Origin of the sequence: Burkholderia sp. RF4-BP95, from assembly GCF_001521985.1 — a bacterium.
In the GTDB taxonomy this organism is placed as follows: Bacteria; Pseudomonadota; Gammaproteobacteria; order Burkholderiales; family Burkholderiaceae; genus Burkholderia; species Burkholderia diffusa.
The window spans coordinates 171,838-197,799 of sequence record NZ_LOSX01000027.1 but is presented as its reverse complement, the minus strand read 5'-3'; the positions used below and the strand labels follow the sequence as shown (position 1 = coordinate 197,799).

Below are 25,962 nucleotides of genomic sequence, written 5' to 3'. Positions count from 1 at the left end.
AAGGAGCTTCAAATGAGCAAACAACTGCAAGACGCATACATCGTCGCCGCCAGCCGCACCCCGATCGGCAAGGCCCCGCGCGGTGTCTTCAAGAACACGCGCCCCGACGAGCTGCTGGTTCACGCGATCAAGTCGGCGGTCGCGCAGGTGCCCGGCCTCGACACGAAGGTGATCGAGGACGCGATCATCGGCTGCGCGATTCCGGAAGCCGAGCAGGGCCTGAACGTCGCCCGCATGGGCGCGCTGCTCGCGGGCTTGCCGCAGACGGTCGGCGGCGTGACGGTCAACCGCTTCTGCGCGTCGGGCATCACGGCGCTGGCGATGGCGGCGGACCGCATCCGCGTCGGCGAATCGGACGCGCTGCTCGCGGGCGGCTGCGAATCGATGAGCATGGTGCCGATGATGGGCAACAAGCCGTCGATGTCGCCGCATATCTTCGATCGCAGCGAGGATTTCGGCATTGCATACGGGATGGGCCTGACGGCCGAGCGCGTCGCCGAGCAGTGGAAGGTGAGCCGCGAAGACCAGGACGCGTTCTCGGTCGAGTCGCATCGCAAGGCGCTCGCCGCGCAGCAGGCCGGCGAGTTCGGCGACGAAATTGCCGCGTACACGATCACCGAGCGTTTCCCGAACCTCGCGACGGGCGAAGTCGACGTGAAGACGCGCGAAATCGCGCTCGACGAAGGTCCGCGCGCGGACACGTCGCTCGAAGGCCTCGCGAAGCTGCGCACGGTGTTCGCGAACAAGGGCTCGGTCACGGCCGGCAACAGCTCGCAGACGTCGGACGGCGCGGGCGCGCTGCTGGTCGTGTCGGAGAAGGTGCTCAAGGAATTCAACCTGACGCCGCTCGCGCGCTTCGTGAGCTTCGCGGTGCGCGGCGTGCCGCCGGAAATCATGGGCATCGGCCCGAAGGAAGCGATCCCGGCCGCGCTGAAGGCCGCGGGCCTGAAGCAGGACGATCTCGACTGGATCGAGCTGAACGAGGCATTCGCCGCGCAGTCGCTGGCGGTGATCCGCGATCTCGGCCTCGACCCGTCGAAGGTCAACCCGGTCGGCGGCGCGATCGCGCTCGGCCACCCGCTCGGCGCGACCGGCGCGATCCGCGCGGCGACCGTCGTGCACGGCCTGCGCCGCCGCAACCTGAAGTACGGGATGGTCACGATGTGCGTCGGCACCGGCATGGGTGCGGCGGGCATCATCGAACGCCTGTAAGCGGAGCGGGACAGTAGCGATCACGGTGCGCGAGCCACGAGCTTGCGCACCGTTTTTCATTCCGGAAGAGGAAAGTCAAAGGAGACGGTTGTGGCCGAAATTCAAGTGGAACGCGCCGACGGCGTGATGACGATCACGATCGCGCGCCCGGCGAAGAAGAACGCGCTGACGGCGGCGATGTACCAGACGATGGCCGATGCGCTCGCCGACGCGCAGGAAGACAAGGCGATCCGCGTGATCCTGCTGCGCGGCAGCGACGGCAACTTCAGCGCGGGGAACGATCTCGAGGATTTCCTGAAGGCGCCGCCGAAGGACGAGAACGCGTCGGTATTCCAGTTTCTCGCGCGGATCAGCGGCGCGACCAAGCCGATCGTTGCCGCGGTGCCGGGCATCGCGGTCGGTGTCGGCGTGACGATGCTGCTGCACTGCGATCTCGTCTACGCGGCCGACACCGCGGCATTCTCGCTGCCGTTCGCGCAGCTCGGGCTGTGCCCGGAAGCCGCATCGAGCGTGCTGCTGCCGCGCCTGGCCGGCCATCAGGTCGCCGCTGAAAAGCTGCTGCTCGGCGAAGCGTTCGACGCGCTGGAAGCGCACCGCATCGGCATCGTCAACCGCGTGCTGCCGGCCGCCGAGCTCGACGCATTCGCGGCGAAGCAGGCCGCGAAGCTCGCGGCGCTGCCGGCGTCGTCGCTGCGCGTGACGAAGGCGTTGCTGAAGGAGACGGGCGGGGTGTCCGTTGCCGCGCGGATGAACGAGGAAGCCGGTCACTTCTCCGCGATGCTGCGCGCGCCGGAAGCCCGCGAGGCGATGACCGCGTTCTTCGAGAAGCGCAAGCCGGATTTCCGTCAGTTCGATTGACGCAGCGGCCGGGCGGCCGGCATCAGGCCGTGCCGTAATCGACGTGGCCGGTTTCGCGGCAGAAGCAGACCAGCCGCAGGCCGGCCGCCTTCGCGATCTCGATCGCGAGCGACGACGGCGCGGAGATCGTCGCGACCATCGGGATTCCGACCCGCGCCGACTTGCGCACGAGCTCGTAGCTCGCGCGGCTCGACAGGAACACGAAGCCGTCGGTCGCGTCGGCGCGCGACAGCACGAGCGAGCCGATCAGCTTGTCGAGCGCGTTGTGGCGGCCGACATCCTCGAACGCCATCCGGATCGCGCCTGTTGCGTCGCACCACGCGGCCGCGTGCAGGCCGCCGGTGAGTTGCGTGAGCGCCTGGTGCACCGGCAGCGCGTGGGCCGCGCGCGCGAGCGCGTCGGGCGCGAGGCGCGCGAGAAAGCCGGTGTCGGGCACCCGTTCGGGCGCGAGGTCGAGCAGGTCGATGCTCTCGATCCCGCACACGCCGCAGCCGGTACGCCCCGCGAGCGCGCGGCGGCGGTCCTTCAGCGCGGCGAAAGCCTGCTGGACGACCTCCAGATGCACCTCCGCGTGCGGCAGCGATGCATCGGCGTGGAGGATCACCTCGATGTCCTTGATGTCGCTGCCGCGTTCGACGATCCCTTCCGAGATCGCGAAGCCGACCGCGAACGCCTCGAGGTCGCGCGGCGTGCACATCATCACCGCGTGCGAGATGCCGTTGAAGACCAGCGCGACCGGCCATTCCTGGCCGACGTAATCGTGCGCGGTTTCGACGGCGCCGCCGCGCGTGCGGCGCACGGACAGCTCGATCGCGCCGCGCGGTTCTTCTGTTTCAGTCGGATTCACGAGCACTCCCGTTGATTCGTGGCGGGGCGGCGACGATCGTGTCCGCCGCTCGCGCGCAGAGGTTCTAAAATACCTCAGGCAGGCCGGCCGCGCCGGCATCCGCCACTCAGGTAACGACCATGGGACTCAGCGACGCTCCGCTGCTATTCAATTTCGAACACGATTCGTCGGAAAACCTGACGTACATCCCGATGATCGTACGTTTCAATCTCGACCGTTTCGGTCTGCGGATTTCACTGGAGCAGTGGCAGCTGCTGCCGCTCGAGGACCGCAAGCTGCTCGCACGCTTCCCGGCCGACGACGACACCGCGATCGAGCCCAATTTCGATCACGCGCTGTTCGAAATGCTGCGCACGCATGCCGACCTCGAACCGTCGTGGTTTCAGCCCGACGAGCAGCCGAGCTGGCGAGCGACCGATTCGGTGCCGGACGCGCTCGTGCAGCAGAGCGCGCTGGCCGGGCTGCCGGCGCCCGCGCTCGCGCAGTGGCAGCGGCTCGCGCCGTTCCAGCGCTACGTGCTGATGAAGCTGTCGCGCAAGCCGAAGCTCAATCACGACTTCCTGCCCGCGATGCGGGAGTTCGGGCTGACGGCCACGCACTGACGGGCCGCGTGCGGCGCCGCAGCGCGGCGCGCGCCGATCAGAGCGGCGGCAGCGGCCGCGGCTTGCGGTCGGGGCCGGTCGCGACGTAGGTGAGCGTTGCTTCGGTGACCTTCACGATTTCGCCCATCAGGCGCATGCGCTGCGCGTACACCTCGACGTCGACCGTCACCGACGTGTTGCCGGTGCGCATGATGGTGGCGTAGAAGCTCAGCAAATCGCCGACGAACACCGGCTGCTTGAACACGAACGAATTGACCGCGACCGTCGCGACGCGGCCGTTCGCGCGCTGGCTCGCGGGGATCGAGCCGGCGATGTCGACCTGCGACATGATCCAGCCGCCGAACACGTCGCCGTGGACGTTCGCGTCGTGCGGTTGCGGGACGACGCGCAGCGCGGGCTGCTTTTGCGGAAGTTCGAGGGTCGAATCGGTCATGGCGGGGGCTTTCATCCTGTAATAAATGCGCCGCCGCGCGCAGGCCAGCCGGCGAGGCCGCCGGCAGCGGCGCGTAGCGGCTTCTGCGACAATACAACGTTCGCAAATTGTACGAGAAAGCGGGCGAGCCGGCCGCCACCGCAACGCGTGCCGCACCCCGCCGATCCTTCCCCCCATGCGCCGATATTCCGCTTCCGGCGAGCCCGCGCCGGCTCAGACCGGGCCTCGCAACGACTGGCAGACCATCCGGTCGCTGCTGCCGTACCTGGTCACCTACAAATGGCGCGTCGCGCTCGCGCTCGGCTGCCTGATCGGCGCGAAGGTCGCGAACCTCGGCGTGCCGGTCGTGATGAAGCGCATCGTCGATCATCTGTCGGCGGTGCAGCAACTCACCGCGCTCGGCCGCGCGGAGCAGTCGGCCGGCATCGTGCTGGCGGGCGGCGTCGGCCTGCTGGTCATCGCCTATGCGCTCGTGCGGCTGTCGACGTCGCTCTTCACCGAGCTGCGCGAGATCCTGTTCTCGAAGGTCACCGAGAGCGCGGTGCGCCAGCTCGCGCTGCAGGTGTTCCGGCACCTGCACGGGCTGTCGCTGCGCTTTCATCTCGAGCGCCAGACGGGCGGCATGTCGCGCGACATCGAACGCGGCACGCGCGGCATCCAGCAACTGATTTCCTATTCGCTGTACAGCATCCTGCCGACGCTCGTCGAGGTCGGGCTCGTGCTCGGCTTCTTCGTGGTCAAGTACGAGGCGTACTACGCATACGTGACGTTCGCGGCGCTGGTCACGTACATCGTGTTCACCGTGAAGGTCACCAACTGGCGCACGCACTTTCGCCGCACGATGAACGAACTCGATTCGCGCGCGAACTCGCGGGCGATCGATTCGCTGATCAACTACGAGACGGTGAAGTACTTCGGCAACGAGGAGTGGGAGGCGCAGCGCTACGACGAAAACCTGAAGCGCTACCGCAAGGCCGCGATCCGCTCGCAGAATTCGCTGTCGGTGCTGAACTTCGGCCAGCAGGCGATCATCGGCACCGGGCTCGTGTTCATCCTGTGGCGCGCGACGCAGGGCGTGCTGGCCGGCAAGCTGACGCTCGGCGATCTCGTGCTGATCAACACGTTCATGCTGCAGTTGTATATCCCGCTGAATTTTCTCGGCGTCGTGTATCGCGAACTGAAGCAGAGCCTCACCGACATGGACCGCATGTTCGGACTGCTGTCGGCCGCGAAGGAAGTCGCGGACGCGCCCGACGCGCGGCCGCTCGCGGTGGCCGGCGCGCAGGTCCGCTTCGAGCACGTGAACTTCGCGTACGAAGCGTCGCGGCAAATCCTGCACGACGTGACGTTTACGATCGACGCGGGCACGACGACCGCGGTGGTCGGGCACAGCGGGTCAGGCAAGTCGACGCTGTCGCGGCTGCTGTTCCGCTTCTACGATCTCGACCGGCAGGCGGGCGGGGCGATCCGGATCGACGGCCAGGACATTCGCGACGTCACGCAGGATTCGCTGCGTGCATCGATCGGGATCGTGCCGCAGGACACCGTGCTGTTCAACGACTCGATCTATTACAACATCGCGTACGGCCGGCCGACCGCGAGCCGTGACGAAGTGATCGCGGCCGCGCGCGCCGCCCACATCCACGACTTCATCGAGAGCTTGCCGAAGGGCTATGACACGCCGGTCGGCGAGCGTGGGCTGAAGCTGTCGGGCGGCGAGAAGCAGCGCGTCGCGATTGCGCGCACGCTGTTGAAGGATCCGCCGGTGCTGCTGTTCGACGAGGCGACGTCGGCGCTCGATTCGCGCTCGGAGCGTGCGATCCAGCACGAACTCGACCAGATCGCGCGGCACCGCACGACGCTCGTGATCGCGCACCGGCTGTCGACGGTCGTGCATGCGCAGCAGATTCTCGTGATGGACCACGGGCGGATCGTCGAGCGCGGCACGCATGACGAACTCGTGCGCGCGGACGGGCTGTATGCGCAGATGTGGGCGCTGCAGCAGCAGCGCGCGGCGGCGGGCGGGGAAGCGGCCGAGGCCGCGTGAGCGTGGATGCCGCGCCGGGCGGCGCGGGAACGGTCGGTTCGCCGGCCGTTCGGCATCGGGCGGCGTTGCGCCGTCACGGCCGGGCGTTCCGGCGCGGCGTGCGCGGCATTTGATTCAGGAGCGGCCTGGCGGCGATCGGCCGGGCCGTCATCGGCCTTGCGGGCCCTTGGCCACCGCGCCCTGTGGCTCGACGGCCAGGCCGCGAAACGATCAGCCTGCGGCGGCACGCAGCCGCGTATCCAGTTCGCCCAGTTGCGCGGGCGTGCCGACGTTCTCCCAGATACCTTCATACAATTCGCCGCTCGCGCGGCCGGCCTCGATGGTCGCCTTGAAATACGGCGTCAGCGGCCGGTGCGTGCCGGGCACGATGTCGCGGAACATCCGCGTGTCGTACACGCCGATGCTGCCGAACGTGACGCGCGGGGCGCCGGCGAGCGCCAGCCGGCCGTCGTCGCGGAGCACGAAATCGCCGTCCGGGTGGAACGGCGGGTTCGGCACCATCACGAGATGCATCGCGGGCGCGTCGAGCGCGGCCATCCGCGCGGCGCGGGCGGCAAGCGTCCGGTAGTCGAATGCGCAGTACACGTCGCCCGCGACCGCCGCGAACACCGTCGGCCGGCCGTCGCGCTCGAGCAGCGGCAGCGCCTGCGCGATGCCACCGGCGGTTTCCAGCGCGTCGCCTTCGGCCGAATACGCGAGTCGCACACCCCAGCGCGAGCCGTCGCCGAGCGTTGCCTCGAGCTGTTCGCCGAGCCACGCGTGGTTGATCACGATCGTTTCGATGCCCGCGCGCGCGAGCGCCTCGATCTGCCAGACGATCAGCGGCTTGCCGCCGACTTCGAGCAGCGGCTTCGGGCGGGTGTCGGTCAGCGGGCGCATCCGCTCGCCGCGCCCGGCGGCGAAAATCATCGCCGTGGTCAGGGTAGTGCTCATGTTCGTCTGAATGTGAGGGCGGTCAGAACGTATAGCCGACGTCGGCCGCGCCCTTGCCCTCGAGCTCGTCGAGCAGCTTCGCGAACGGCACGAGCGGGCGGTAGCGCAGCGCGACCTTGCGCGCGTACGCGAGGAAGCGCGGCAGGTCGTTCAGGTAATGCGGCTTGCCGTCGCGGTAGTTGATCCGCGCGAACAGGCCGAGGATCTTGATGTGGCGCTGCAGCCCCATCCATTCGAGCTGGCGGTAGAACTCGCCGAAGTCCGGATCGACCGGCAGGCCGGCCTTCTTCGCCTTTTCCCAGTAATACGCGAAGCAGTCGAGCTCGAACTCCTCGTCCCAGCTGATGAACGCGTCGCGCAGCAGCGACACGACGTCGTACGTCAGCGGCCCGTACACGGCGTCCTGGAAGTCGAGCACACCGGGGTTCGGTTCGCAGACCATCAGGTTGCGCGGCATGAAATCGCGCAGCATGAAGCCCTGCGGCTGCGCATGGGCGCTCGCGACCAGCAGTGCGAAGGTGCGGTCGAGCGTGCCGCGCATCGCGTCGGTGACGGGCTTGCCGAGGTGCCGGCCGACGAACCATTCGGGCAGCAGCTCCATCTCGCGGCGCAGGAATGCCTCGTCGAACGGCGGCAGCACGTCGGGCTTCGAGCTCAGCTGGAAGCGGATCAGCGCGTCGAGCGCGTCGCGCATCAACGGGCGCGCCGCGACCGGGTCGGCCGGATCGAGCACCGAGATGTACGACGTGCGGCCGAGGTCGCTCACGAGCATGAAGCCCGCGTCGAAATCGTGGGCCAGCACCTCCGGCACGTGGTCGCCGGCCGCGGCGAGCAACTGCGCGACCTGAACGAATTCGCGACATTTCTCGGGCGGCGGCGCGTCGACCGCGACCAGCGAGCCGCCGGGGCGCGTGGCCGACGCGACCCGGAAATAGCGGCGGAAACTGGCGTCCGACGACGCGGGTGCGAGGGTCGACAGGTCGAGGGCGAAGCGCTCGGCGAGCGGACGCAGCCACGCGGTCAGTGCGTCGAGGCGGGCGTCGGGCTGGGATGCGGCGGATGGGGGTGTCATGAAACTCGGCGGAGGGGGGAACGTCTTGCCATATAATACCCCACGACTTTTTTGACGCGCCCCGCGTCAGCTTCCGCCGTGCAGGCTCGCCGCCTGTCGCGCAGTCCGCCCGATCGCCTCCCCGGTTTGCGCTCAGCCGCAGTCGCGGTGCGACGGCGCGGCCCGCCGCGCGCGAATGTGCCGTGCAGGTGCGGTTGACAAGGGGCGATTCGCCAAACGATAGATGCCGCCCAAACCGCTATTCCCGAATGTCTTCCCCGGTGACGGGGCGCCGCGCAAACGGCGGCTCGCGCTCGCGCTGCTGGCCGTGCCCGGCCTCGTGCCGGCCGTGTCGTACGCGCAGCTGTCGGGCGCGGCCGCGCAGCCGCAGCCGCTCGACTCGCCGTGGGACCTGCGTCTCGCCCCGCAGCTCGAGGATCATCCGCTGAAGGACGGCGCGAAGCCGGCCACCTTCGTGATTGCCGACCATACGAGCGGCACGGCCGATCAGGACCTCGCCGCGAAGGGCTCGGCCGAGCTGCGCCGCGGCGACGCGGTCGTGAAGGCCGACGCGATCCACTACGATCAGGATACCGACATGGCCGATGCGTACGGCCAGGTCAAGGTAGTCAACGGCGGCACGTCGTTCGCGGGCCCCGAGGCGCATCTGAAGGTCGAGGCGAACCAGGGCTTCATGACGGCGCCGAAGTACCACTTCAACGTGACGGGCGGGTCCGGCAGCGCGGAGCGCGTCGACCTGCTCGACAGCGAGCGTTCGGTGTTCGTCAACGGCACCTACACCGCGTGCCAGTGCTCGACCAACCCCGCGTGGTACATCAAGGGCAGCCGTTTCGACTTCGACACGGGCGCCGACGAAGGCACCGCGCGCAACGGCGTGCTGTTCTTCCAGGGCGTGCCGATCTTCGCGAGCCCGTGGATGACGTTCCCGCTGTCGGGCGAGCGGCGCAGCGGCCTCTTGCCGCCGACGTTCTCGATGAACTCGAACAACGGGTTCGAGCTGACGCTGCCGTACTACTTCAACATCGCGCCGAACCGCGACCTGACGATCACGCCGCGCATCATCTCGCGGCGCGGCGTGCAGACCGAAGCGACGTTCCGCTATCTGTCGCCGTCGTATTCGGGCACGTTTACGGCCAATTACCTGCCCGACGACCGGCTCGCGCACCGCAACCGCTACGCGATCTACTGGCAGCACCAGCAGAACTTCGGCGGCGGTTTCGGCGGCTACGTCTACTACAACAAGGTCTCGGACGATACGTATCCCGAAGACCTTGGGTCGATGAACCAGTTCGTCAACGGGACGCAGACGCTGTACCAGCAGGAAGCCGGCCTCACGTACAACAACGGCCCGTGGTCGGTGCTCGCGCGCTATCAGCACTGGCAGACGCTGCCGCCGTCGATCGCGCCGTACAGCCGCGAACCGCAGTTGAACGTGAAGTACACGAAGTACAACGTCGGCGGCTTCGACTTCGGCGCGGAAGCCGACTATTCGCGGTTCCGCATCACGACCGCCGATGCGACCGAAGGCGACCGCATCGTCTTCAACCCGTACATCGCATACGGCGTGTACGGCCCCGGCTACTTCGTCGTGCCGAAGGTCCAGTATCACTTCGCGTCGTACGACCTGAACTATCTGTCGTCGCGCACGCCGAACAACCCGAAGCGCTTCACCGAGTCGATTCCGACCGTGAGCTTCGACTCGGGCCTGATCTTCGACCGCTCGGTGCGCCTGTTCGGCCAGGACTTCATCCAGACGCTCGAGCCGCGCCTGTACTACGTGTACACGCCGTATCGCGACCAGTCGAACGCGCCGCTGTTCGACACCGCGGAATCGGACTTCGGCCTCGCGGAGATCTACCAGCCGAACACGTTCGTCGGCAACGACCGGATCGCGGACGCGAACCGAATCACGGCCGGCCTGACGTCGCGCTTCATCGATCCGCGCACGGGCGACGAACGCGCGCGCTTCGTGGTCGCGCAGCAGTACTATTTCGCCGACCAGCGCGTCACGCTGAATTCCGGGCAGAGCGCCGTGCTGGCGCGCCACTCGGACCTGATCGTCGGCGCCGCGCTGAAACTCGGCTCCGGCTTCATGTCGGAGACGGCGTTCCAGTACAACCAGAACAACAACCAGCTCGTGAAGTCGAGCGTCGGTTTCGGTTTCAGCCCGGGCGAGCGCCGCGTGATCAACGTCGGCTACCGCTATACGCGTGCGAACACGACGCTCGACAACCAGCCGATCAACCAGTTCCTGGTGTCCGCGCAATGGCCGCTCACGCGCCGCCTGTATGCGATCGGCCGCTTCAACTACGACCTGGCGGCCGACCGGGTCGTCGACGGTCTGCTCGGCTTACAATACGACGCGGATTGCTGGGCGCTCGGAGTCGGTGTCCAGCGGTACGCGAACGGCGTGAACACGTCGGGGCAGCAGAATTCGTCGACGCGAGTCATGATGCAGCTGACGTTGAAGGGGCTGTCGAGCGTCGACAACGGTCTCGTGGCCGCATTCCGCGCCGGGGTGCCGGGCTACACGCCGCTGCCGTCCGCGCCGCCGCCGATGTCCCGCTTCAGCAATTACGAGTAACGCCGGCTTGTCTGCACCGGTCAGCACGATTTCAATGGAGTATCAGTGGCAATGAAGAAAACCCTTCGTTTCGCGGCAGTCGTGTCCAGCCTCGCCGCGTCCGCCGCGCTGCTCGCCGCCGCGCCGGCCGCGGCGCAGGCGCTTGGTTCGCAAGGCGCGCAGCTCGCCGACGAAGTCGTCGCGGTCGTCAACAACGACGTGATCACGGGCCGCGAACTCGACCAGCGCGTCGGCCTGATCTCGCGCCGGCTGCAGCAGCAGAACGCACCCGTGCCGCCGGCCGACCAGCTGCGCGCGCAGGTGCTGAACCAGATGGTGCTCGAACGCATCCAGGTGCAGAAGGCCAAGGACGACGGGATCCGCATCGACGACGCGACCGTGCAGTCCACGCTGCAGCGCCTCGCGCAGGCGAACGGGATGACGCTCGAGCAGTACCGCGCGCGGATCGTGGCGCAAGGCGTGCCCTGGAGCGTGTTCACGAGCGACGCCCGCACCGAGCTGATGCTGTCGAAGCTGCGCGAGCGCGAGGTCGACGGCAAGATCACCGTGTCGGATGCCGAGGTCGCGAACTACATCGCGAGCCAGCGCGGGCCGAACGCATCGCAGCAGCAGGACCTGCGCTTCCAGCACATCTTCATCAAGGCACCGACCAACGCGCCGCAGGCCGACATCGAAGCCGCGCAGAAGAAGGCTGAAGCGCTGCTGCAGCAGGCCACGTCGGGCGCCGATTTCGAGAAGCTCGCGAAGAACAATTCGGAAGCGAACGACGCGAAGAAGGGCGGTGACCTCGGCTTCAAGGCGCCGGGCGCGCTGCCGGCCGACGTCGTCGACGCCGCATCGAAGCTGCGCCCGGGCCAGGTCAACCCGACGCTGATCCGCGTGCCGGACGGCTTCGAGATCGTGCGTCTCGTCGACCGCCGCCAGAGCCAGGGCGCGACCGCCGCGGCACCGAAGATCGTCCAGACGCACGTGCGCCACATCCTGTTGCGCGTCGGCGAAGGCAAGTCGGAAGGCCAGGCTCGCCAGCAGCTGCAGGACATCCGCCGCCAGGTCGAGGCGGGCGGCGATTTCGCGAAGTTCGCGCGCACCTACTCGCAGGACGGTTCGGCGTCGCAGGGCGGCGATCTCGGCTGGATCAGCCCGGGCGAGACCGTGCCGGAATTCGAGCGCGCGATGAACAATCTGCAGGACGGCCAGATCAGCCAGCCGATTCGTACCGAGTACGGCTACCACCTGATCCAGGTGATGGAGCGCCGCGAAGCGGAAGGCTCGGTGCAGCAGCAGATGGATATCGCGCGTCAGGCGATCGGCCAGCGCAAGGCCGAGCAGGCGTACGCCGACTGGCTGCGCGAGCTGCGCGACTCGTCGTACGTGCAGTACAAGATCGGCGGCGTCGGCCCGGCGAACTGAGCGAGCTTCGCATGACGGCATCCGCGCTGCAGATCGCGATCACGACCGGCGAACCCGCGGGTGTCGGCCCGGAGCTGACCGTGCAGGCGTTGCAGGATGCCGCGCGGCGCTGGCCGGGCGCGCATTTCACCGTGCTCGGCGACGCCGCGCTGCTCGACGCGCGCGCGGCGGCCGTCGGTGCCGATCGTGCAGTGCTCGCCGGCGGCGGGCCGGTGTCGGTCGAGCACCATCCGCTCGCCGTGCCCGCACGGGCCGGCAAGCTCGATGCGGCCAATGGCCGCTACGTGCTCGCGCTGCTCGATGCCGCGATCGACGGCGCGATGGCGGGCCGGTTCGACGCGATCGTCACCGCACCGCTGCAGAAGAGCACGATCAACGATGCCGGCGTACCGTTTACCGGCCATACCGAATACCTTGCGGAACGCACGCACACGCCGCGCGTCGTGATGATGCTGGCGGGCACCGGCGAGCGGCCGCTGCGCGTCGCGCTCGCGACCACGCACCTGCCGCTGAAGGACGTGTCGGCCGCGCTGACGATCGACGGGCTCGTCGAGACGCTGGCGATCGTCGATCGCGACCTGCGGCGGGACTTCGGTCTCGCCGCGCCGCGCATCCTCGTGACGGGGCTGAACCCGCATGCGGGCGAGAACGGCTATCTCGGGCGCGAGGAGATCGACGTGATCTCGCCGGCGCTCGCGCGCGCGCAAGCGCAGGGCATCGACGCGCGCGGCCCGTATCCGGCCGATACGTTGTTCCAGCCGCGCTATCTCGAGGACGCCGATTGCGTGCTCGCGATGTTCCACGATCAGGGCTTGCCCGTGCTGAAGTATGCGACCTTCGGCGAGGGCATCAACGTCACGCTCGGGCTGCCGATCATCCGCACGTCGGTCGATCACGGCACCGCGCTGGATCTGGCCGGCACGGGCCGTGCGGATCCGGGCAGCATGGTCGCCGCGCTCGACACGGCCGTCACGATGGCGCGCCATCGCCGCGCGGCCTGACGCCCACGGCCCCAGGCCTGACTTCATTCGTCGTATTTTTCGTTTTTCTCAGTCGATGTCGAACAGCAGACAGCACCAAGGCCACTTCGCGCGCAAGCGCTTCGGGCAGAACTTCCTCGTCGATCACGGCGTGATCGACTCGATCGTCGCGACGATCGGCCCCGCGCGCGGCCAGCGAATGGTCGAGATCGGCCCCGGCCTCGGCGCGCTGACCGAGCCGCTGATCGCGCGTCTCGCGACACCCGAGTCGCCGCTGCATGCGGTCGAGCTCGACCGCGACCTGATCGGGCGCCTGAAGCAGCGATTCGGCGCATTGCTGGAACTGCACGCGGGCGATGCGCTCGCGTTCGACTTCGGCTCGCTCGCGGCGCCCGGCGACAAGCCGTCGCTGCGGATCGTCGGCAACCTGCCGTACAACATTTCCAGCCCGCTGCTGTTTCACCTGATGACGTTCGCCGGCGTGGTCATCGACCAGCATTTCATGCTGCAGAACGAGGTCGTCGAACGGATGGTCGCGGAGCCGGGCACGAAGGCGTTCTCGCGGCTGTCGGTGATGCTGCAGTACCGCTACGTGATGGACAAGATGCTCGACGTGCCGCCGGAGTCGTTCCAGCCGCCGCCGAAGGTCGATTCGGCGATCGTCCGGATGATTCCGTACGAGCCGCACGAACTGCCGGACGTCGATCCCGTGCTGCTCGGCGAAGTGGTCACGGCAGCGTTCTCGCAGCGTCGGAAGATGCTGCGCAACACGCTCGGCGACTACCGCGAGACGATCGATTTCGACGGGCTCGGCTTCGACCTCGCGCGACGCGCGGAGGATGTGAGCGTGGCCGAATATGTCGGCGTCGCGCAGGCGCTTGCGAAGGTGCGCAAGGCTGCGGAGTAGCAGGACCACGCGGGCAACGCGCGTGGTGCCCGCCGGCTCGAGATTCATGAGGCTGCCCTGACCGGCAGCCTTTTTGTTTTTCCGCGCCGTTCTCGTCGATGCCGGACGGCGTTACGCGCGCCCGCGCGGCGGCGCGTTGACGAGCGCGATGCCGGTCAGCACCAGCGCGGCCGCGGACATGAAGCGCCAGCCGACCGATTCGCCGAGCAGCAGCACGCCGAACGCGACGCCGAACAATGGCGACAGGAACGTGAACACCGACAGCCGCGACGCGCTGTAGCGCGTCAGCAGCCAGAACCACGACAGATAGCTGACGAACGCGACGATCACCGACTGGTACGCGAGGCTCGCGAGCGCGATCGGCGTGACCTGCGCGAACGACGTCTGGCCGAGTAGCGCGGCGAGCGCGATCAGCATGACGGCCGACACCGCGAGCTGGTAGAACAGCGTCTTGCTCGCGCTGGCCCGCGCGAGCGACGTCGAACGCACGACGACCGTCGTCGCGGCCCACATCGCGCCGCCGAGGATGCCGAGTGCGTCGCCGGCGAGCCCGGCCAATACCGATGCGCCGGGCGCGCGCGGCTTGAGGAAGCCGTCCGCGAACGCGAGCGCGATGCCGGCGAACGCGAGGCCGACGCCGGCCCACTGGACACGCTGCAGCCGCTCGCCCGGCGCGAACAGGTGCAGGCCGAGCGCCGTGAAGCACGGGGCCGTGTACAGGAAGATCGCCATGTGCGACGCGCTCGTCAGCGTCAGCCCGAAGAACACGCAGACGAACTCGCCGGCGAACAGCGCACCCGCCGCGATGCCCGCGCCGAGCGTGCCGTCCCCGCGGAACAGCGGCGTGCCGCGCGAGCGGGCCCAGCCCCACAGAAGGAGCGCGGCGATCACCGAGCGCAGCCCGGCCTGGAACATCGGCGGGATCGCCGCGTTCGTGCTCTTGATCGCGACCTGCTGGAAGCCCCAGATCGCGCACAGCAGCAGCATCACACCGATGGCGCGCGTGTCGAGCGCGCGGCGCGCGGGCGCGCCGGCGAGCGCGGTCATCGGCGGACCTCGCCGATGCGGCGGGAAGGGGGCACGGACAAGGGCAGCGGCGGACGGAGGTCGTGTCCGGCGCGCTCGATTCGGCGGTTTCGCACGGCAGGCTGTGTGGCTGATTGAGGTGGTGGTCGCGTTCAAGCGGCGGACGGCATGCCCGCTTTTGGTGCGAGGTGGGAGGATGTTACCCGATCGGTGGACTTGCAGGGTGCCGTCGGGTGCGGTGATGACTGCCGCCGCACGGGCATCGGGCTCGCCGTCCGGAAGCCGGTATCGGCCGACGGCGGACGGGGCGCCGACGGCGGGATTCACCCGACTCCGGTAGAATTTCCGCTTCTGGAAAGTCCCCACAGGAGTACAACACATGCGTTTGCTGCATACGATGCTGCGAGTCGGCGATCTCGACCGCTCGATCAAGTTCTACACCGAATTGCTCGGCATGAAGCTGCTGCGTCGCGAGGATTATCCGGAAGGCAAGTTCACGCTCGCGTTCGTCGGCTATGAAGCGGAAAGCACGGGCACCGTGATCGAGCTGACCCATAACTGGGATACGCCGTCCTACGATCTCGGCAACGGCTTCGGCCATCTGGCGGTGGAAGTCGACGACGCGTACGCGGCCTGCGACAAGATCAAGGCGCAAGGCGGCAAGGTGACCCGCGAAGCGGGTCCGATGAAGCACGGCACGACCGTGATCGCATTCGTCGAGGATCCGGACGGCTACAAGATCGAGTTCATCCAGAAGAAGGCGCACTGAGCGCGGGATGAGCGGCGCGCGACGCACGATGGGCGTGGCGCGCAAAGAAAACGGGCGATGCGGAGGAATCCGCATCGCCCGTTCGCATTTTCGGTGCGACCGATCGCGTTACAGCGACGGCAGCAACTCGGGCGGGTGATGCTTGAGCGTGTGCCGCGCTTCGCGGAATTCCGGGAAGATCGATTCGACGGTCTGCCAGAAGGCCGGGCTGTGGTTCATTTCGCGCAGGTGCGACAGCTCGTGCGCGACGACGTAGTCGATGATCGACATCGGGAAGTGGATCAGCCGCCAGTTCAGCCGGATCTTGCCGTCGCTCGAGCAGCTGCCCCAGCGCGTCGCGGCCGACGACAGCGCGTACATCGAATACGTGACGCCGAGCATTTCCGCATAGACGACGAGGCGTTCGCCGAAAATCCGCTTCGCTTCGCCCTGCAGCCAGCCCTGCACGCGATCCTTGATCTGCTGCATGTCGGCTTGCGCGGGCAGCGGCAGCGACAGCCGCTGCGCATCGGCGTCGAAGGCGAGCGCACTGGCGCCGAGCGCGATCGTGATCGTCTTGCCGAGATACGGGAGTTGTGCGCCGTCGCGCCAGTCGATCTGCGGCAGCGCGCGCTGCTCGGTGCGGGTTTTCCACTCCGCGAGCTTCGCGAAGATCCAGCGCTGCTTCTCGGCGATGGCCGCTTCGATGTCGGCGAGCGTGACCCAGCGCGGCGCGGTGATCGACAGCCCGCTGCCGTCGATCGTGAAGCCGATCGTGCGGCGCGCGGAGCGCTTCAGCCGGTATTCGAGCACACGGCTGTCGAGTGCGAACGTGCGGATGCGGGAGCGATCGGGCGCGGGACCCGGATCGAGCGGCGCCGTGGGCACCGCGGGGGCCGTGGCCGCTTCAGGCGGCGAGGGCGGTGCGGCGGGCGCCGACGGTGCCGGCGATGCCGTCGGCCCGTCGAAGAGCGGCAGATCCATCTGGCGATGATCGAGGGCCACGACGGCAGGCCGTGGCCGCGGACGCTTTTTCATCAGTTCGCTTCGTTTCGTCGTTCGCAACGGCTGCAATCCGGGTGATTCAGACGCGCGCGGCATCGCGCGCGCCGGCATTGCCCGGCTGGCGATAGGCATCGGGATCGATGCGGCGCATTTCCGCTTCGATCCATGCTTCGACCTGCGAGTTCAATACGTCGGGCGTCTTGCCGTCGACGGGAATCGGCTTGCCGATCGACACGGTGACGACGCCCGGGAATTTCGTGAACGAATTGCGCGGCCACACGCGACCTGCATTGTGCGCGATCGGCACGACCGGCGTGCCGGTTTCGATCGCGAAGCGCGCGCCGCCCGTCTTGTACTTGCCCTGCTTGCCGACCGGCGTGCGCGTGCCTTCCGGGAACATGATCATCCAGGCGCCTTCCGACAGGCGCTTCTTGCCCTGACGGATCACCGACGCGAACGCGTTCTTGCCTTCCTTGCGGTTGATGTTGACCATGTGCAGCAGCCCGAGCGCCCAGCCGAAGAACGGCACGTACAGCAGTTCGCGCTTGAACACGTAGCAGAGCGGCTTCGGCATCAGCGCCGGAAACGCGAGCGTCTCCCACGCGGACTGATGCTTCGACAGCAGCACGGCCGGGCCGTCGGGCAGGTTTTCCATCCCTTCGATCCGGTAGCGGATGCCGTTCAGCCAGCGCACGACCCATAGCGTCGACTTGCACCAGCCGGCCGCCATCCAGTAGCGCGCGTCGGGACGCATGAACGGGAACGCGATGAAGCACGCGGTGGCGTAAGGCACCGTGTACACGATGAAGTAGATCAGCAGCAGCAGGGAGCGGACGAAGCGCATCGGCGTGGGTCTGACAGTTGGGAGGATGCGCGCGGCGGCCGCATCACTCGTGTTCGTGTGAAAGGAAGTCGAGCGCGAATGCGCGCAGATCGTCGTGGACCTTCGTGCCGTCCGGCAGATTGCCCGCGGCGAGCGTCTTCTTGCCCTTGCCGGTCAGCACGAGGTGCGGCTTGAAGCCGACCGCGACGCCGGCCTGCAGGTCGCGCAGCGAATCGCCGACGGCCGGCGTGTGACCGGGGTCGACCTCGAAGCGCTCCGCGATCATCTGCATCATGCCGGGCTTCGGCTTGCGGCAGTCGCAGTGGTCTTCCGACACGTGCGGGCAGAAGAACACCGCGTCGATGCGCGCGCCGACGGCGGCCGCCGCGCGATGCATCTTCAGGTGCATCGCGTTGAGCGCGGCCATGTCGAACAGCCCGCGGCCGATGCCGGACTGGTTGGTCGCGACGACCACGCGATAGCCCGCGTGGTTGAGTCGTGCGATCGCCTCGAGGCTGCCGGGCAGCGCGATCCACTCGTCGGGCGTCTTGATGAACGCGTCCGAATCGACGTTGATCACGCCGTCCCGGTCGAGGACGACGAGCTTGCGGTTGGGGCTGGTCGGCATCGTTCGGCCCTTATGCGGCGAGCTTCGAGATGTCGGCGACGCAGTTCATCTGCTGATGCAGCGCGGACAGCAGCGCGAGACGGTTCGCGCGCAGCGCGGGGTCCTCGGCGTTGACCATCACGTCGTTGAAGAACGTGTCGACCGGCGCGCGCAGCGCGGCGAGCGCCGACAGCGCGCCCGTATACGCACGCGCCTCGAGCTGCGACTGCACGTGCGGCGTCACGGCCGCGAGCTGTTCGTGCAGCGCCTTTTCGGCGGCCTCGACGAGCAGCGTCGGCTGCACCGCACCGTTCGCGCCGCCTTCCGACTTCTTCAGGATGTTCGAGATCCGCTTGTTCGCGGCCGCGAGCGCTTCGGCTTCCGCGAGGCGCGTGAATTCGCGCACCGCGTCGAGGCGCGCGACGAGATCGTCGACGCGCGTCGGGTTCAGGCTCAGCACCGCGTCGACTTCGCCGGCCGTGTAGCCGCGCTCGCGCAGCAGGCCGCGCAGGCGGTCCATGAAGAACGCGAGGATCGCGTCGGTCGATTCCGCGACGCCCGGCACGCCTTCGAAGCGTGCGTGGGCCGTGCGCAGCAGCGACACGAGATCGAGCGGCAGCTGCTTCTCGACCAGCAGGCGCAGCACGCCGAGCGCGTGACGGCGCAGCGCGAACGGATCCTTCTCGCCGGTCGGCGCGAGGCCGATGCCCCAGATGCCGACGATCGTCTCGAGCTTGTCGGCCAGCGCGACGGCGGTGGACACCGGCGTGGTCGGCAGCGCGTCGCCGGAGAAGCGCGGCTGGTAGTGCTCGGCGCAGGCGAGCGCGATGTCGTCGGGTTCACCGTCGTGGCGCGCGTAGTACGTGCCCATCGTGCCCTGCAGTTCCGGGAACTCGCCGACCATGTCGGTCAGCAGGTCGGCCTTCGCGAGGCGCGCGGCGCGCTTCGCGTGCGCGGCGTCGGCGCCGATCGCGGGCGCGATCTCGCCGGCCAGCGCTTCGAGGCGCTCGACGCGCGCGAGCGCCGAACCGAGCTTGTTGTGATAGACGACGTTCGCGAGCAGCGGCACGCGGTCGGCGAGCGGCTTCTTCTTGTCCTGCTCGAAGAAGAACTTCGCGTCGGCGAGGCGCGGGCGCACGACGCGCTCGTTGCCCTCGACGATCTCGCCCGGCGTCTTCGTCTCGATGTTCGACACGATCAGGAAGCGCGAGCGCAGCTTGCCGGCGATGTCGGTCAGCGCGAAATACTTCTGGTTCGTCTGCATCGTGAGGATCAGGCATTCCTGCGGAACCTGCAGGAATTCGTCCTCGAAGCGGCACGGGTAGACGACCGGCCATTCGACCAGCGACGTCACTTCGTCGAGCAGCGATTCGGGCATCACGACGGTGTCGCCGTTCGCGTGCTCGTTCAGCTGCGTGCGGATCGTTTCGCGGCGATCGGCGAAGTGCGCGATCACGCGGCCCTTGTCGCGCAGCGTGTCGGCATACGCGCGTGCGTGCTGGATCGCGACGAGGCCGTCGGACAGGAAACGGTGGCCGAGCGTGGTGTCGCCGGCATCGACGCCGAACGCCGTGACGGGCACGATCCGATCGTCGTGCAGCACGGTCAGGCGGTGCACCGGGCGCACGAACTTCACGTCGGAGCCGTCCGGGCGCTGGTAGGTCATGACCTTCGGGATCGGCAGCTTCTCGAGCGTTTCGTCGAGCGCGGCCTGCAGCCCGTCGGCGAGCGTCACGCCGGCGGCCGAGTAGTTGACGAAGAACGCTTCGGCCTTGCCGTCCCGCGCGCGCTCGAGATCGGCGATCGACAGGTTCGGATGGCCGAGCGCCGCGAGCTTCTTCGCGAGCGGGGCGGTCGGCTTGCCTTCGGCGTCGAGCGCGACCGACACGGGCAGGACCTTTTCGCGGACCTGCTTTTCAGGCGCGACGGCGCGCACGTTCTGCACGACGACCGCGAGGCGGCGCGGCGTGGCGTAGCGTTCGAATACGAGGTCGCCTTCGACGAGGTCGCGCGCCGCGAGGCGTTGCGCGAGACCTTCGGCGAATGCGTCGCCGAGGCGCGCGAGGGCCTTCGGCGGCAGCTCTTCGGTCAGCAGTTCGACGAGCAGGGGGGCGGGATGATTGTGCGTCATGTCTGGAATAAATCTCGTCTCGTCAGTCCTGATCGATCTTGCGTTCGACCTTGAGCGGCGGCGCCCATGCCGGCTGGGCGGCGTCCTGGGCGTCGGTGGTGAGGCCCGGCACGCCCGGCGGGTTGCCGAGCATCGGGAAGCCGAGCTTCTCGCGCGAGTCGTAGTAAGCCTGCGCGACGAGACGCGACAGCGCGCGGATGCGGCCGATGTACGCCGCACGTTCCGTCACCGAGATCGCGCCGCGCGCGTCGAGCAGGTTGAACGTGTGGCCGGCCTTCAGCACGAGTTCGTACGCGGGCAGCGCGAGCTGCGCGTCGATCATCTTCTTCGCTTCCGCTTCGTAGCTGTTGAAGAACGTGAACAGCAGGTCGACGTTCGCGTGCTCGAAGTTGTAGGTCGACTGCTCGACCTCGTTCTGGTGGTAGACGTCGCCGTACGACAGGCGGCGCAGCTCGGGGCCGTTCGGGCCCTGCTCTTCCCACTCGGTCCACACGAGGTCGTACACGTTCTCGACCTTCTGCAGGTACATCGCGAGGCGCTCGAGGCCGTAGGTGATCTCGCCGAGCACCGGCTTGCAGTCGAGGCCGCCGACCTGCTGGAAATACGTGAACTGCGTGACTTCCATCCCGTTCAGCCACACTTCCCAGCCGAGGCCCCACGCGCCGAGCGTCGGGTTCTCCCAGTCGTCCTCGACGAAGCGCACGTCGTTCTGCTTCAGGTCGAAGCCGAGCGCTTCCAGCGAGCCGAGGTACAGGTCGAGGATGTTTTCCGGCGCCGGCTTGAGCACGACCTGGTACTGGTAGTAATGCTGCAGGCGGTTCGGGTTCTCGCCGTAGCGGCCGTCCTTCGGGCGGCGCGACGGCTGCACGTAGGCGGCGCGCCACGGCTCGGGGCCGACCGCGCGCAGGAACGTGTGAACGTGCGACGTGCCCGCGCCGACTTCCATGTCGATGGGCTGGAGCAGGGCGCAACCCTGCTTGTCCCAGTAGGACTGCAGCGTCAGGATGATTTGCTGAAACGTAAGCATGAAGAGCCTTCGTGGCGCTGGCGCTCCGTTGCGGGCGGCGCTCCGGGCGGGGCCCGGAGGGTCGGCTCGCGCGGCGGCGCGGCTTGTTAGTGTGCTGAAACGTGCAATTTTACCGGATCGGCGGGCGGATGCGGCCGGAACGCGGACGAAGGGGCTGCCGGCGGTGTTTCGGCGAGCCGTGCGCAGCCTGTGCGCGGGTTGCCGGTATGCGCGGTGCGCTCGTGGCAGCGGCGTCTCGATGCGCTTGTGGCACCGCCTGCCGCGCCACCTTGCGCGGGCGTTAAGATGCGCGTATCGAAGTGCGCGCGACGCCTGCCGCGCGACCGATTTTCCACTCCGGACCGCATGGACGATTCGAACGACCTCCTCATTCCGCTGATGCCGCCGCTGCTCGCGCTGCTCGGGCAGGCCGCCGACGCGCAAGCGCGCGGCGAGCACGGCGCGCACGCACTCTGGCTCGCCGCCGCCGGCCATTTGCACGCGGTCGACACGGCTGCGCTCTCGCAGCTGACCGTGACGCTCGTCGCGCGGCAGCGCACGGCCGACGCGCTCGCGCTGGCCGAGTGCGCGGTGCGCATTCATCCGGACGCCGGTGCCCGTTTCAATCACGGCTACGCACTGCAGATGCTCGGCCGTCACGCGGAGGCCGTCGCGCCGTACCGCGCCGCCTACGCGCTCGATCCGCGCTGGCCGTCGCTGCGCAACAACCTGGCGATCGCGCTGCGGCTGTCGGGCGGCGACCGTCGCGAGGAAATCGCGCTGCTCGACGCAGCCGTGGAAGCCGACCCGCACGACGTGCAGGCGTGGATCAACCTGATCGTCGCGCGGCTCGCGACGCTCGACCTCGACGGCGCGCTCGCCGGTGCGGCGCGGCTTGCGGAGATCGCGCCCGACAATGCGCTCGCGCTGAACAACATCGCGATGGCGATGAAGGAGGCGCAGCGCTGGGACGACGCCGAGCGCTACGCGGCGCGCGCGTGCGAACTGGCGCCCGACGACGCGTCGTTCCGATTCAACCTCGCGATCATCCAGCTTGTGCGCGGCAACTACGCGGCCGGCTGGCGCGGCCACGAGGCACGCTGGGACGGCGCCGGCGAGCTGCGCGGCCGCCGGCCGGCGCTGCCCGGCCCGCGCTGGCAGGGCGAGCCGCTCGCGGGCAAGACGCTGCTCGTCTGGGGCGAGCAGGGGCTCGGCGACGTGCTGCAGTTCGCGCGCTTCGTCGCGCCGCTCGCGGAGCGCGTGCACCGCGAGGGCGGCCGGCTCGCGTGGAACACGTTTCCGCAAGTGGGCACGCTGATGCGGCGCAGCCTCGGCGCGCACGCGGACGCATTCAGCGCGGGCGGCGGCGTCGACGAGCTGCCTGCGTTCGACTACGAAGTGCCGCTCATCGGCCTGCCGCTGATGCTCGGGATGGAGACGTCGACGCTCGGCGCGTCGGTGCCGTACCTGCATGCCGATCCGCACGCGCGCGACGCATGGCGGGCGCGGCTCGCGGGCGACGGCCGGCTGAAGGTCGGGCTCGTGTGGACGGGCAGCGCGGGGCACCAGCGCAATCCGTTCCGGCGCGTCGGGCTCGAACGCTATGCCGATGCGTTTCGCGGTATCGACGGCGTCGCGTTCCATTCGCTGCAGCCGGGGGCGGACGCGGATGTCGCCGCGGCGCGCGCGGCCGGTTTCGCGATCGAGGACTTCACCGCCGAACTGAAGAGTTTCGACGATACGGCCGCGTTCATCGGCGCGCTGGATCTGGTGATCACGGTGTGCACGTCGGTCGCGCACTTGTCGGGCGCGCTCGGCGCGCGCACCTGGGTGCTGCTCGACGTGAATCCGCACTGGCCGTGGCTGCTCGAGCGCACCGACAGCCCGTGGTATCCGACCGCGACGCTGTACCGCCAGCCGACGTTCGGCGCATGGGCGCCGGTGATGGAAACGCTCGGGCGGGATCTGCGCGGTCTGGCCGCGGACGCGAAGCGGAGCGGCTGAGCGGCCGCCGCACCGCTTGCGACGGCCGCCCGATGCGTCAGGCGTTGCGGTCGTCGCCGGCCTTCGCGCCGTTGCGGCGGCGCAGGCCCGGCCCGAACGTGAAGCCGAACGCGAGCAGCACCAGCGACACCGCGAGCACGATGTTGTTGCCGCTCGTCACGTAAGGCGTGAAGCCGCTCGTGCCTTCGATGCGCACGTCGAGCGAGCCGATCGTGAACGGCTTCAACTGGCCGAGCACGCGTCCGCGCGCGTCGATCGCGGCCGTCATCCCCGTGTTGGTCGAGCGCAGCATCGGCCGGCCCGTTTCGAGCGCGCGCATCCGCGCGATCTGGAGATGCTGGTCGAGCGCGATCGTGTCGCCGAACCACGCGAGGTTCGTCACGTTGACGAGCACGCCGGGCGGTTGCGGGTTGTCGCGGATCGTCGCGGCGATTTCCTCGCCGAACAAGTCCTCGTAGCAGATGTCGGCCATCACCGGCTGGTTGTGCACGAGGAACGGCTTCTGCACCGGCGCGCCGCGCGCGAAGTCGCCGAGCGGCATCTTCATCAGGTCGACGAACCAACGGAAGCCCCACGGAATGAATTCGCCGAAGGGCACGAGATGGTGCTTGTCGTAGTGATAGATGTCGCGCGAATGCGGCGTCACGCCGTACAGGCTGTTCGTGTAGTCGACGTAATGACCGTCCGGCGTCACCGACGCGCCGACCGCGCCGAACAGCACGGCCGAGCCCGTCGTGTCGCTGAACTTGCGGATCGCGACGGCGAACGGCTCGGGCAGCTCCTGGATCATCACCGCGATCGCGGTCTCCGGCGTGACGATCAGGTCGGCCGGCTTCTCGACGATCATCTGCGTGTACATCTTGATCGCCGCGTCGATGCCTTCCTGCTCGAACTTGATGTCCTGCTTCACGTTGCCCTGCAGCAGCCGCACCGTGAGCGGCGCGTTCGCGGGCACGGTCCACGTGGCCTGCGACAGCCCGATGCCGGCCGCGACGAGCGCGACGGCGATGCCGGCCGGCGCGACGACGCGCACGCGCGCATTGCCGGCGCCGCCGGATTCGGATGCGGGCGACCGGCGCGCGGCGACGAGCGCCTGCACGACCAGCGCGGCGAACAGCGCGAGCACCCACGCGATCCCGTACACGCCGACGACCGGTGCGAAGCCCGCGAACGGGCCGTCGACCTGCGGATAGCCGCTCGCGAGCCACGGAAAGCCGGTAAACACGGTGCCGCGCAGCCATTCGCCGAGCGCCCATGCGCTCGCGAAGGCGAACGCGCCGTGCCAGGTCGGCGAGAACGGCCGCGGATCGGGTTCGCGGCGATGCCACGCATGGCCCGCGCAGAACGACCAGAGCCCCGCCGAGAACGCCGGGTACAGCGACAGGTAGAGCGAGAACAGCACCAGCGCGCCGCCCGCGAGCGGCGCGGCCATTTCGCCGTACACGTGCATGCTGATGTACAGCCACCAGATGCCGCTGATGAAGTTGCCGAAGCCGAACGCGCCGCCGGTGAGCGCGGCGCCGCGCCAGCTCGACGTGCGCGTCAGCTGCGCGAAAAACCAGACGAATACGGCGAGCTGCAGCCAGCCGCCGTGCGGGGTCGGTGCGAAGCTGAGCGTATTGGCCGCGCCGGCGAGCAGTGCGGCCGGATAGTGCCAGCGCGGCAGCGTGCGGCCGGGGGCCGGCGCAAAAAGGCCGCCAGCCGGGCGGGACGGGATCGGATCGTCCATGTGAAGCGAAAAAGGGCGAGCGGTTGAAGGAGACGCGGCCGGCGCGAGACGGTCAGTCCTCGTGCGAGGTTTCGGCGCGGCGGCTCGCGAGCGGGTTGCGGCGCACCAGCAGCACGTGGACCTGGCGCGCATCGCCGCGCTGGATCTCGAACACGAGGTTGCCGAGCTGCAGCTTCTCGCCGCGGTGCGGCACGCGGCCGAAGTGATGGGTGATCAGCCCGCCGATCGTGTCGACCTCGTCGTCGGGGAAGTCGGTGCCGAACGTTTCGTTGAACTGTTCGATCTCGGTGAGGGCGCGCACGCGGTAGCGGCCGTCCGGCCCCGAGATGATGTTGCCGGCTTCCTCGTCGAAGTCGTATTCGTCCTCGATGTCGCCGACGATCTGTTCGAGCACGTCCTCGATCGTGATCAGGCCCGCGACGCCGCCGTATTCGTCGACGACGATCGCGAGGTGGTTGCGGTTCACGCGGAAGTCGTGCAGCAGCACGTTCAGGCGCTTCGATTCGGGAATGAACACGGCGGGACGCAGCATCCCGCGCACGTCGAATTCCTCTTCGGCATAGAAGCGCAGCAGGTCCTTCGCGAGCAGCACGCCGATGACGTTGTCGCGGTTCTCCTCGTACACCGGGTAGCGCGAGTGCGCCTTCTCGAGGACGAACGGGATGAAGTCTTCGGGCTTGTCGGCGATGTTGATCGCGTCCATCTGCGCGCGCGGCACCATGATGTCGCGCGCGCACAGGTCGGACACCTGGAACACGCCTTCGATCATCGACAGCGAATCGGCGTCGATCAGATTGCGTTCGTGGGCGTCCTGGAGGATTTCCAGCAGCTCGGTCCGGGATTCCGGCTCGGGCGAGATGAAGTCGGTCAGGCGCTCGAGCAGCGAGCGCTTTTCTTGCGGTTTGTCGGTGAGCTTACGACTGGGATACGAATCGTTCATGGTGGTGCGCCCGGGTCATGCCGGAGCGCGCGGTCACGGAGTAGGCAAGGATACACCA

At 68.4% G+C, this 25,962-nt stretch carries 22 protein-coding genes; 10 read left to right on the top strand and 12 right to left on the bottom strand.

Annotated features, from left to right (window positions below; genetic code table 11):
• Positions 1-12: 12 nt before the first annotated feature.
• Positions 13-1,212, top strand: a complete 1,200-nt coding sequence (locus WS46_RS12010; protein ID WP_059690651.1) for an acetyl-CoA C-acyltransferase — start codon at positions 13-15, stop codon at positions 1,210-1,212.
• Positions 1,213-1,302: 90 nt separating this feature from the next.
• The gene (locus WS46_RS12005; RefSeq protein ID WP_059690650.1) at positions 1,303-2,070 is read left to right on the top strand and encodes an enoyl-CoA hydratase; all 768 of its coding nucleotides are present in this window, start codon (positions 1,303-1,305) and stop codon (positions 2,068-2,070) included.
• A gap of 22 nt (positions 2,071-2,092) precedes the next feature.
• On the opposite strand, the gene fdhD is transcribed toward WS46_RS12005, so the two are convergent.
• Positions 2,093-2,923: a formate dehydrogenase accessory sulfurtransferase FdhD gene (gene fdhD / locus WS46_RS12000; protein WP_156437250.1), complete on the bottom strand. Its 831-nt coding sequence runs from the start codon at positions 2,921-2,923 to the stop codon at positions 2,093-2,095.
• Between the two features lie 113 nt (positions 2,924-3,036).
• On the opposite strand from fdhD, the gene WS46_RS11995 reads away from it, so the two are divergent.
• Positions 3,037-3,519 (top strand): nitrate reductase associated protein, encoded by a 483-nt coding sequence (locus WS46_RS11995; RefSeq protein ID WP_059528173.1) that lies wholly within the window; start codon positions 3,037-3,039, stop codon positions 3,517-3,519.
• A 37-nt stretch (positions 3,520-3,556) separates the two neighbouring features.
• Here the strand turns inward: WS46_RS11995 and WS46_RS11990 are convergent, their stop codons facing one another.
• The gene (locus WS46_RS11990; protein ID WP_059528170.1) at positions 3,557-3,952 is read right to left on the bottom strand and encodes an acyl-CoA thioesterase; all 396 of its coding nucleotides are present in this window, start codon (positions 3,950-3,952) and stop codon (positions 3,557-3,559) included.
• Between the two features lie 175 nt (positions 3,953-4,127).
• On the opposite strand from WS46_RS11990, the gene WS46_RS11985 reads away from it, so the two are divergent.
• Complete coding sequence (locus tag WS46_RS11985; RefSeq protein ID WP_059690649.1) at positions 4,128-5,999, top strand: ABC transporter ATP-binding protein/permease; 1,872 nt, start codon at positions 4,128-4,130, stop codon at positions 5,997-5,999.
• 210 nt (positions 6,000-6,209) lie between these two features.
• On the opposite strand, the gene murU is transcribed toward WS46_RS11985, so the two are convergent.
• Both murU and WS46_RS11975 read right to left on the bottom strand, forming a co-directional pair.
• Complete coding sequence (murU, locus tag WS46_RS11980) at positions 6,210-6,932, bottom strand: N-acetylmuramate alpha-1-phosphate uridylyltransferase MurU (RefSeq protein ID WP_059690648.1); 723 nt, start codon at positions 6,930-6,932, stop codon at positions 6,210-6,212.
• Positions 6,933-6,954: 22 nt separating this feature from the next.
• Positions 6,955-8,004, bottom strand: a complete 1,050-nt coding sequence (locus tag WS46_RS11975; protein ID WP_059690647.1) for an aminoglycoside phosphotransferase family protein — start codon at positions 8,002-8,004, stop codon at positions 6,955-6,957.
• A 223-nt stretch (positions 8,005-8,227) separates the two neighbouring features.
• Between WS46_RS11975 and WS46_RS11970 the strand changes: the two genes are divergently transcribed.
• From WS46_RS11970 to rsmA, 4 genes are read left to right on the top strand one after another with little or no spacing between them, the layout of a single operon-like run.
• The gene (locus WS46_RS11970) at positions 8,228-10,588 is read left to right on the top strand and encodes an LPS-assembly protein LptD (protein ID WP_059690646.1); all 2,361 of its coding nucleotides are present in this window, start codon (positions 8,228-8,230) and stop codon (positions 10,586-10,588) included.
• A gap of 51 nt (positions 10,589-10,639) precedes the next feature.
• On the top strand, positions 10,640-11,998 hold the full coding sequence (locus WS46_RS11965) for a peptidylprolyl isomerase (protein ID WP_059528154.1): 1,359 nt from the start codon (positions 10,640-10,642) through the stop codon (positions 11,996-11,998).
• A gap of 11 nt (positions 11,999-12,009) precedes the next feature.
• A complete protein-coding gene (gene pdxA / locus WS46_RS11960) occupies positions 12,010-12,999 on the top strand; it encodes a 4-hydroxythreonine-4-phosphate dehydrogenase PdxA (RefSeq protein ID WP_059690645.1) in 990 nt (329 codons plus the stop codon).
• A 55-nt stretch (positions 13,000-13,054) separates the two neighbouring features.
• Complete coding sequence (gene rsmA / locus WS46_RS11955) at positions 13,055-13,885, top strand: 16S rRNA (adenine(1518)-N(6)/adenine(1519)-N(6))-dimethyltransferase RsmA (RefSeq protein ID WP_059690644.1); 831 nt, start codon at positions 13,055-13,057, stop codon at positions 13,883-13,885.
• A gap of 111 nt (positions 13,886-13,996) precedes the next feature.
• Here the strand turns inward: rsmA and WS46_RS11950 are convergent, their stop codons facing one another.
• Positions 13,997-14,932: a DMT family transporter gene (locus WS46_RS11950; protein ID WP_059690643.1), complete on the bottom strand. Its 936-nt coding sequence runs from the start codon at positions 14,930-14,932 to the stop codon at positions 13,997-13,999.
• A 358-nt stretch (positions 14,933-15,290) separates the two neighbouring features.
• Here WS46_RS11950 and gloA point away from each other — a divergent pair, with 358 nt between their 5' ends.
• Positions 15,291-15,680, top strand: coding sequence for a lactoylglutathione lyase (gloA, locus tag WS46_RS11945; RefSeq protein WP_011657880.1), 390 nt, complete (start codon positions 15,291-15,293; stop codon positions 15,678-15,680).
• 108 nt (positions 15,681-15,788) lie between these two features.
• On the opposite strand, the gene WS46_RS11940 is transcribed toward gloA, so the two are convergent.
• Genes WS46_RS11940 through glyQ form a run of 5 tightly spaced genes read right to left on the bottom strand, consistent with a single transcriptional unit; the run spans position 15,789 to position 21,252 of the window.
• Positions 15,789-16,697, bottom strand: a complete 909-nt coding sequence (locus WS46_RS11940; protein ID WP_059690680.1) for a M48 family metallopeptidase — start codon at positions 16,695-16,697, stop codon at positions 15,789-15,791.
• Positions 16,698-16,743: 46 nt separating this feature from the next.
• Positions 16,744-17,508 (bottom strand): 1-acyl-sn-glycerol-3-phosphate acyltransferase, encoded by a 765-nt coding sequence (locus tag WS46_RS11935; protein ID WP_059528144.1) that lies wholly within the window; start codon positions 17,506-17,508, stop codon positions 16,744-16,746.
• A gap of 43 nt (positions 17,509-17,551) precedes the next feature.
• Positions 17,552-18,115 (bottom strand): D-glycero-beta-D-manno-heptose 1,7-bisphosphate 7-phosphatase, encoded by a 564-nt coding sequence (gmhB, locus tag WS46_RS11930; RefSeq protein ID WP_059528142.1) that lies wholly within the window; start codon positions 18,113-18,115, stop codon positions 17,552-17,554.
• A 10-nt stretch (positions 18,116-18,125) separates the two neighbouring features.
• The gene (gene glyS / locus WS46_RS11925) at positions 18,126-20,225 is read right to left on the bottom strand and encodes a glycine--tRNA ligase subunit beta (protein WP_059690642.1); all 2,100 of its coding nucleotides are present in this window, start codon (positions 20,223-20,225) and stop codon (positions 18,126-18,128) included.
• 22 nt (positions 20,226-20,247) lie between these two features.
• A complete protein-coding gene (gene glyQ, locus WS46_RS11920) occupies positions 20,248-21,252 on the bottom strand; it encodes a glycine--tRNA ligase subunit alpha (RefSeq protein WP_080294533.1) in 1,005 nt (334 codons plus the stop codon).
• A gap of 345 nt (positions 21,253-21,597) precedes the next feature.
• On the opposite strand from glyQ, the gene WS46_RS11915 reads away from it, so the two are divergent.
• Positions 21,598-23,235 (top strand): tetratricopeptide repeat protein, encoded by a 1,638-nt coding sequence (locus WS46_RS11915; RefSeq protein ID WP_059690641.1) that lies wholly within the window; start codon positions 21,598-21,600, stop codon positions 23,233-23,235.
• A 37-nt stretch (positions 23,236-23,272) separates the two neighbouring features.
• Here WS46_RS11915 and lnt read toward each other — a convergent pair whose 3' ends face one another.
• Together lnt and WS46_RS11905 are read right to left on the bottom strand one after the other, a co-directional pair.
• On the bottom strand, positions 23,273-24,964 hold the full coding sequence (gene lnt / locus WS46_RS11910) for an apolipoprotein N-acyltransferase (RefSeq protein ID WP_059690640.1): 1,692 nt from the start codon (positions 24,962-24,964) through the stop codon (positions 23,273-23,275).
• A 52-nt stretch (positions 24,965-25,016) separates the two neighbouring features.
• Entirely contained in the window at positions 25,017-25,904 is an 888-nt protein-coding gene (locus WS46_RS11905; protein ID WP_059447841.1) for an HlyC/CorC family transporter, read from the bottom strand.
• Between the last annotated feature and the right edge of the window lie 58 nt (positions 25,905-25,962).

What these genes read in the sequence shown, in the direction of transcription:
- murU (WP_059690648.1), bottom strand. Translation starts at nt 6,932, where the DNA reads ATGAGCACTACCCTGACCACGGCGATGATTTTCGCCGCCGGGCGCGGC.
- WS46_RS11915 (WP_059690641.1), top strand. Translation starts at nt 21,598, where the DNA reads ATGGACGATTCGAACGACCTCCTCATTCCGCTGATGCCGCCGCTGCTC.
- WS46_RS11975 (WP_059690647.1), bottom strand. Translation starts at nt 8,004, where the DNA reads ATGACACCCCCATCCGCCGCATCCCAGCCCGACGCCCGCCTCGACGCA.
- WS46_RS11935 (WP_059528144.1), bottom strand. Translation starts at nt 17,508, where the DNA reads ATGCGCTTCGTCCGCTCCCTGCTGCTGCTGATCTACTTCATCGTGTAC.
- pdxA (WP_059690645.1), top strand. Translation starts at nt 12,010, where the DNA reads ATGACGGCATCCGCGCTGCAGATCGCGATCACGACCGGCGAACCCGCG.
- lnt (WP_059690640.1), bottom strand. Translation starts at nt 24,964, where the DNA reads ATGGACGATCCGATCCCGTCCCGCCCGGCTGGCGGCCTTTTTGCGCCG.
- gloA (WP_011657880.1), top strand. Translation starts at nt 15,291, where the DNA reads ATGCGTTTGCTGCATACGATGCTGCGAGTCGGCGATCTCGACCGCTCG.
- WS46_RS11950 (WP_059690643.1), bottom strand. Translation starts at nt 14,932, where the DNA reads ATGACCGCGCTCGCCGGCGCGCCCGCGCGCCGCGCGCTCGACACGCGC.
- rsmA (WP_059690644.1), top strand. Translation starts at nt 13,055, where the DNA reads ATGTCGAACAGCAGACAGCACCAAGGCCACTTCGCGCGCAAGCGCTTC.
- WS46_RS11965 (WP_059528154.1), top strand. Translation starts at nt 10,640, where the DNA reads ATGAAGAAAACCCTTCGTTTCGCGGCAGTCGTGTCCAGCCTCGCCGCG.
- WS46_RS12010 (WP_059690651.1), top strand. Translation starts at nt 13, where the DNA reads ATGAGCAAACAACTGCAAGACGCATACATCGTCGCCGCCAGCCGCACC.
- glyQ (WP_080294533.1), bottom strand. Translation starts at nt 21,252, where the DNA reads ATGCTTACGTTTCAGCAAATCATCCTGACGCTGCAGTCCTACTGGGAC.
- gmhB (WP_059528142.1), bottom strand. Translation starts at nt 18,115, where the DNA reads ATGCCGACCAGCCCCAACCGCAAGCTCGTCGTCCTCGACCGGGACGGC.
- WS46_RS11905 (WP_059447841.1), bottom strand. Translation starts at nt 25,904, where the DNA reads ATGAACGATTCGTATCCCAGTCGTAAGCTCACCGACAAACCGCAAGAA.
- WS46_RS11995 (WP_059528173.1), top strand. Translation starts at nt 3,037, where the DNA reads ATGGGACTCAGCGACGCTCCGCTGCTATTCAATTTCGAACACGATTCG.
- glyS (WP_059690642.1), bottom strand. Translation starts at nt 20,225, where the DNA reads ATGACGCACAATCATCCCGCCCCCCTGCTCGTCGAACTGCTGACCGAA.
- WS46_RS11985 (WP_059690649.1), top strand. Translation starts at nt 4,128, where the DNA reads ATGCGCCGATATTCCGCTTCCGGCGAGCCCGCGCCGGCTCAGACCGGG.
- WS46_RS11940 (WP_059690680.1), bottom strand. Translation starts at nt 16,697, where the DNA reads ATGAAAAAGCGTCCGCGGCCACGGCCTGCCGTCGTGGCCCTCGATCAT.
- WS46_RS11970 (WP_059690646.1), top strand. Translation starts at nt 8,228, where the DNA reads ATGCCGCCCAAACCGCTATTCCCGAATGTCTTCCCCGGTGACGGGGCG.
- WS46_RS11990 (WP_059528170.1), bottom strand. Translation starts at nt 3,952, where the DNA reads ATGACCGATTCGACCCTCGAACTTCCGCAAAAGCAGCCCGCGCTGCGC.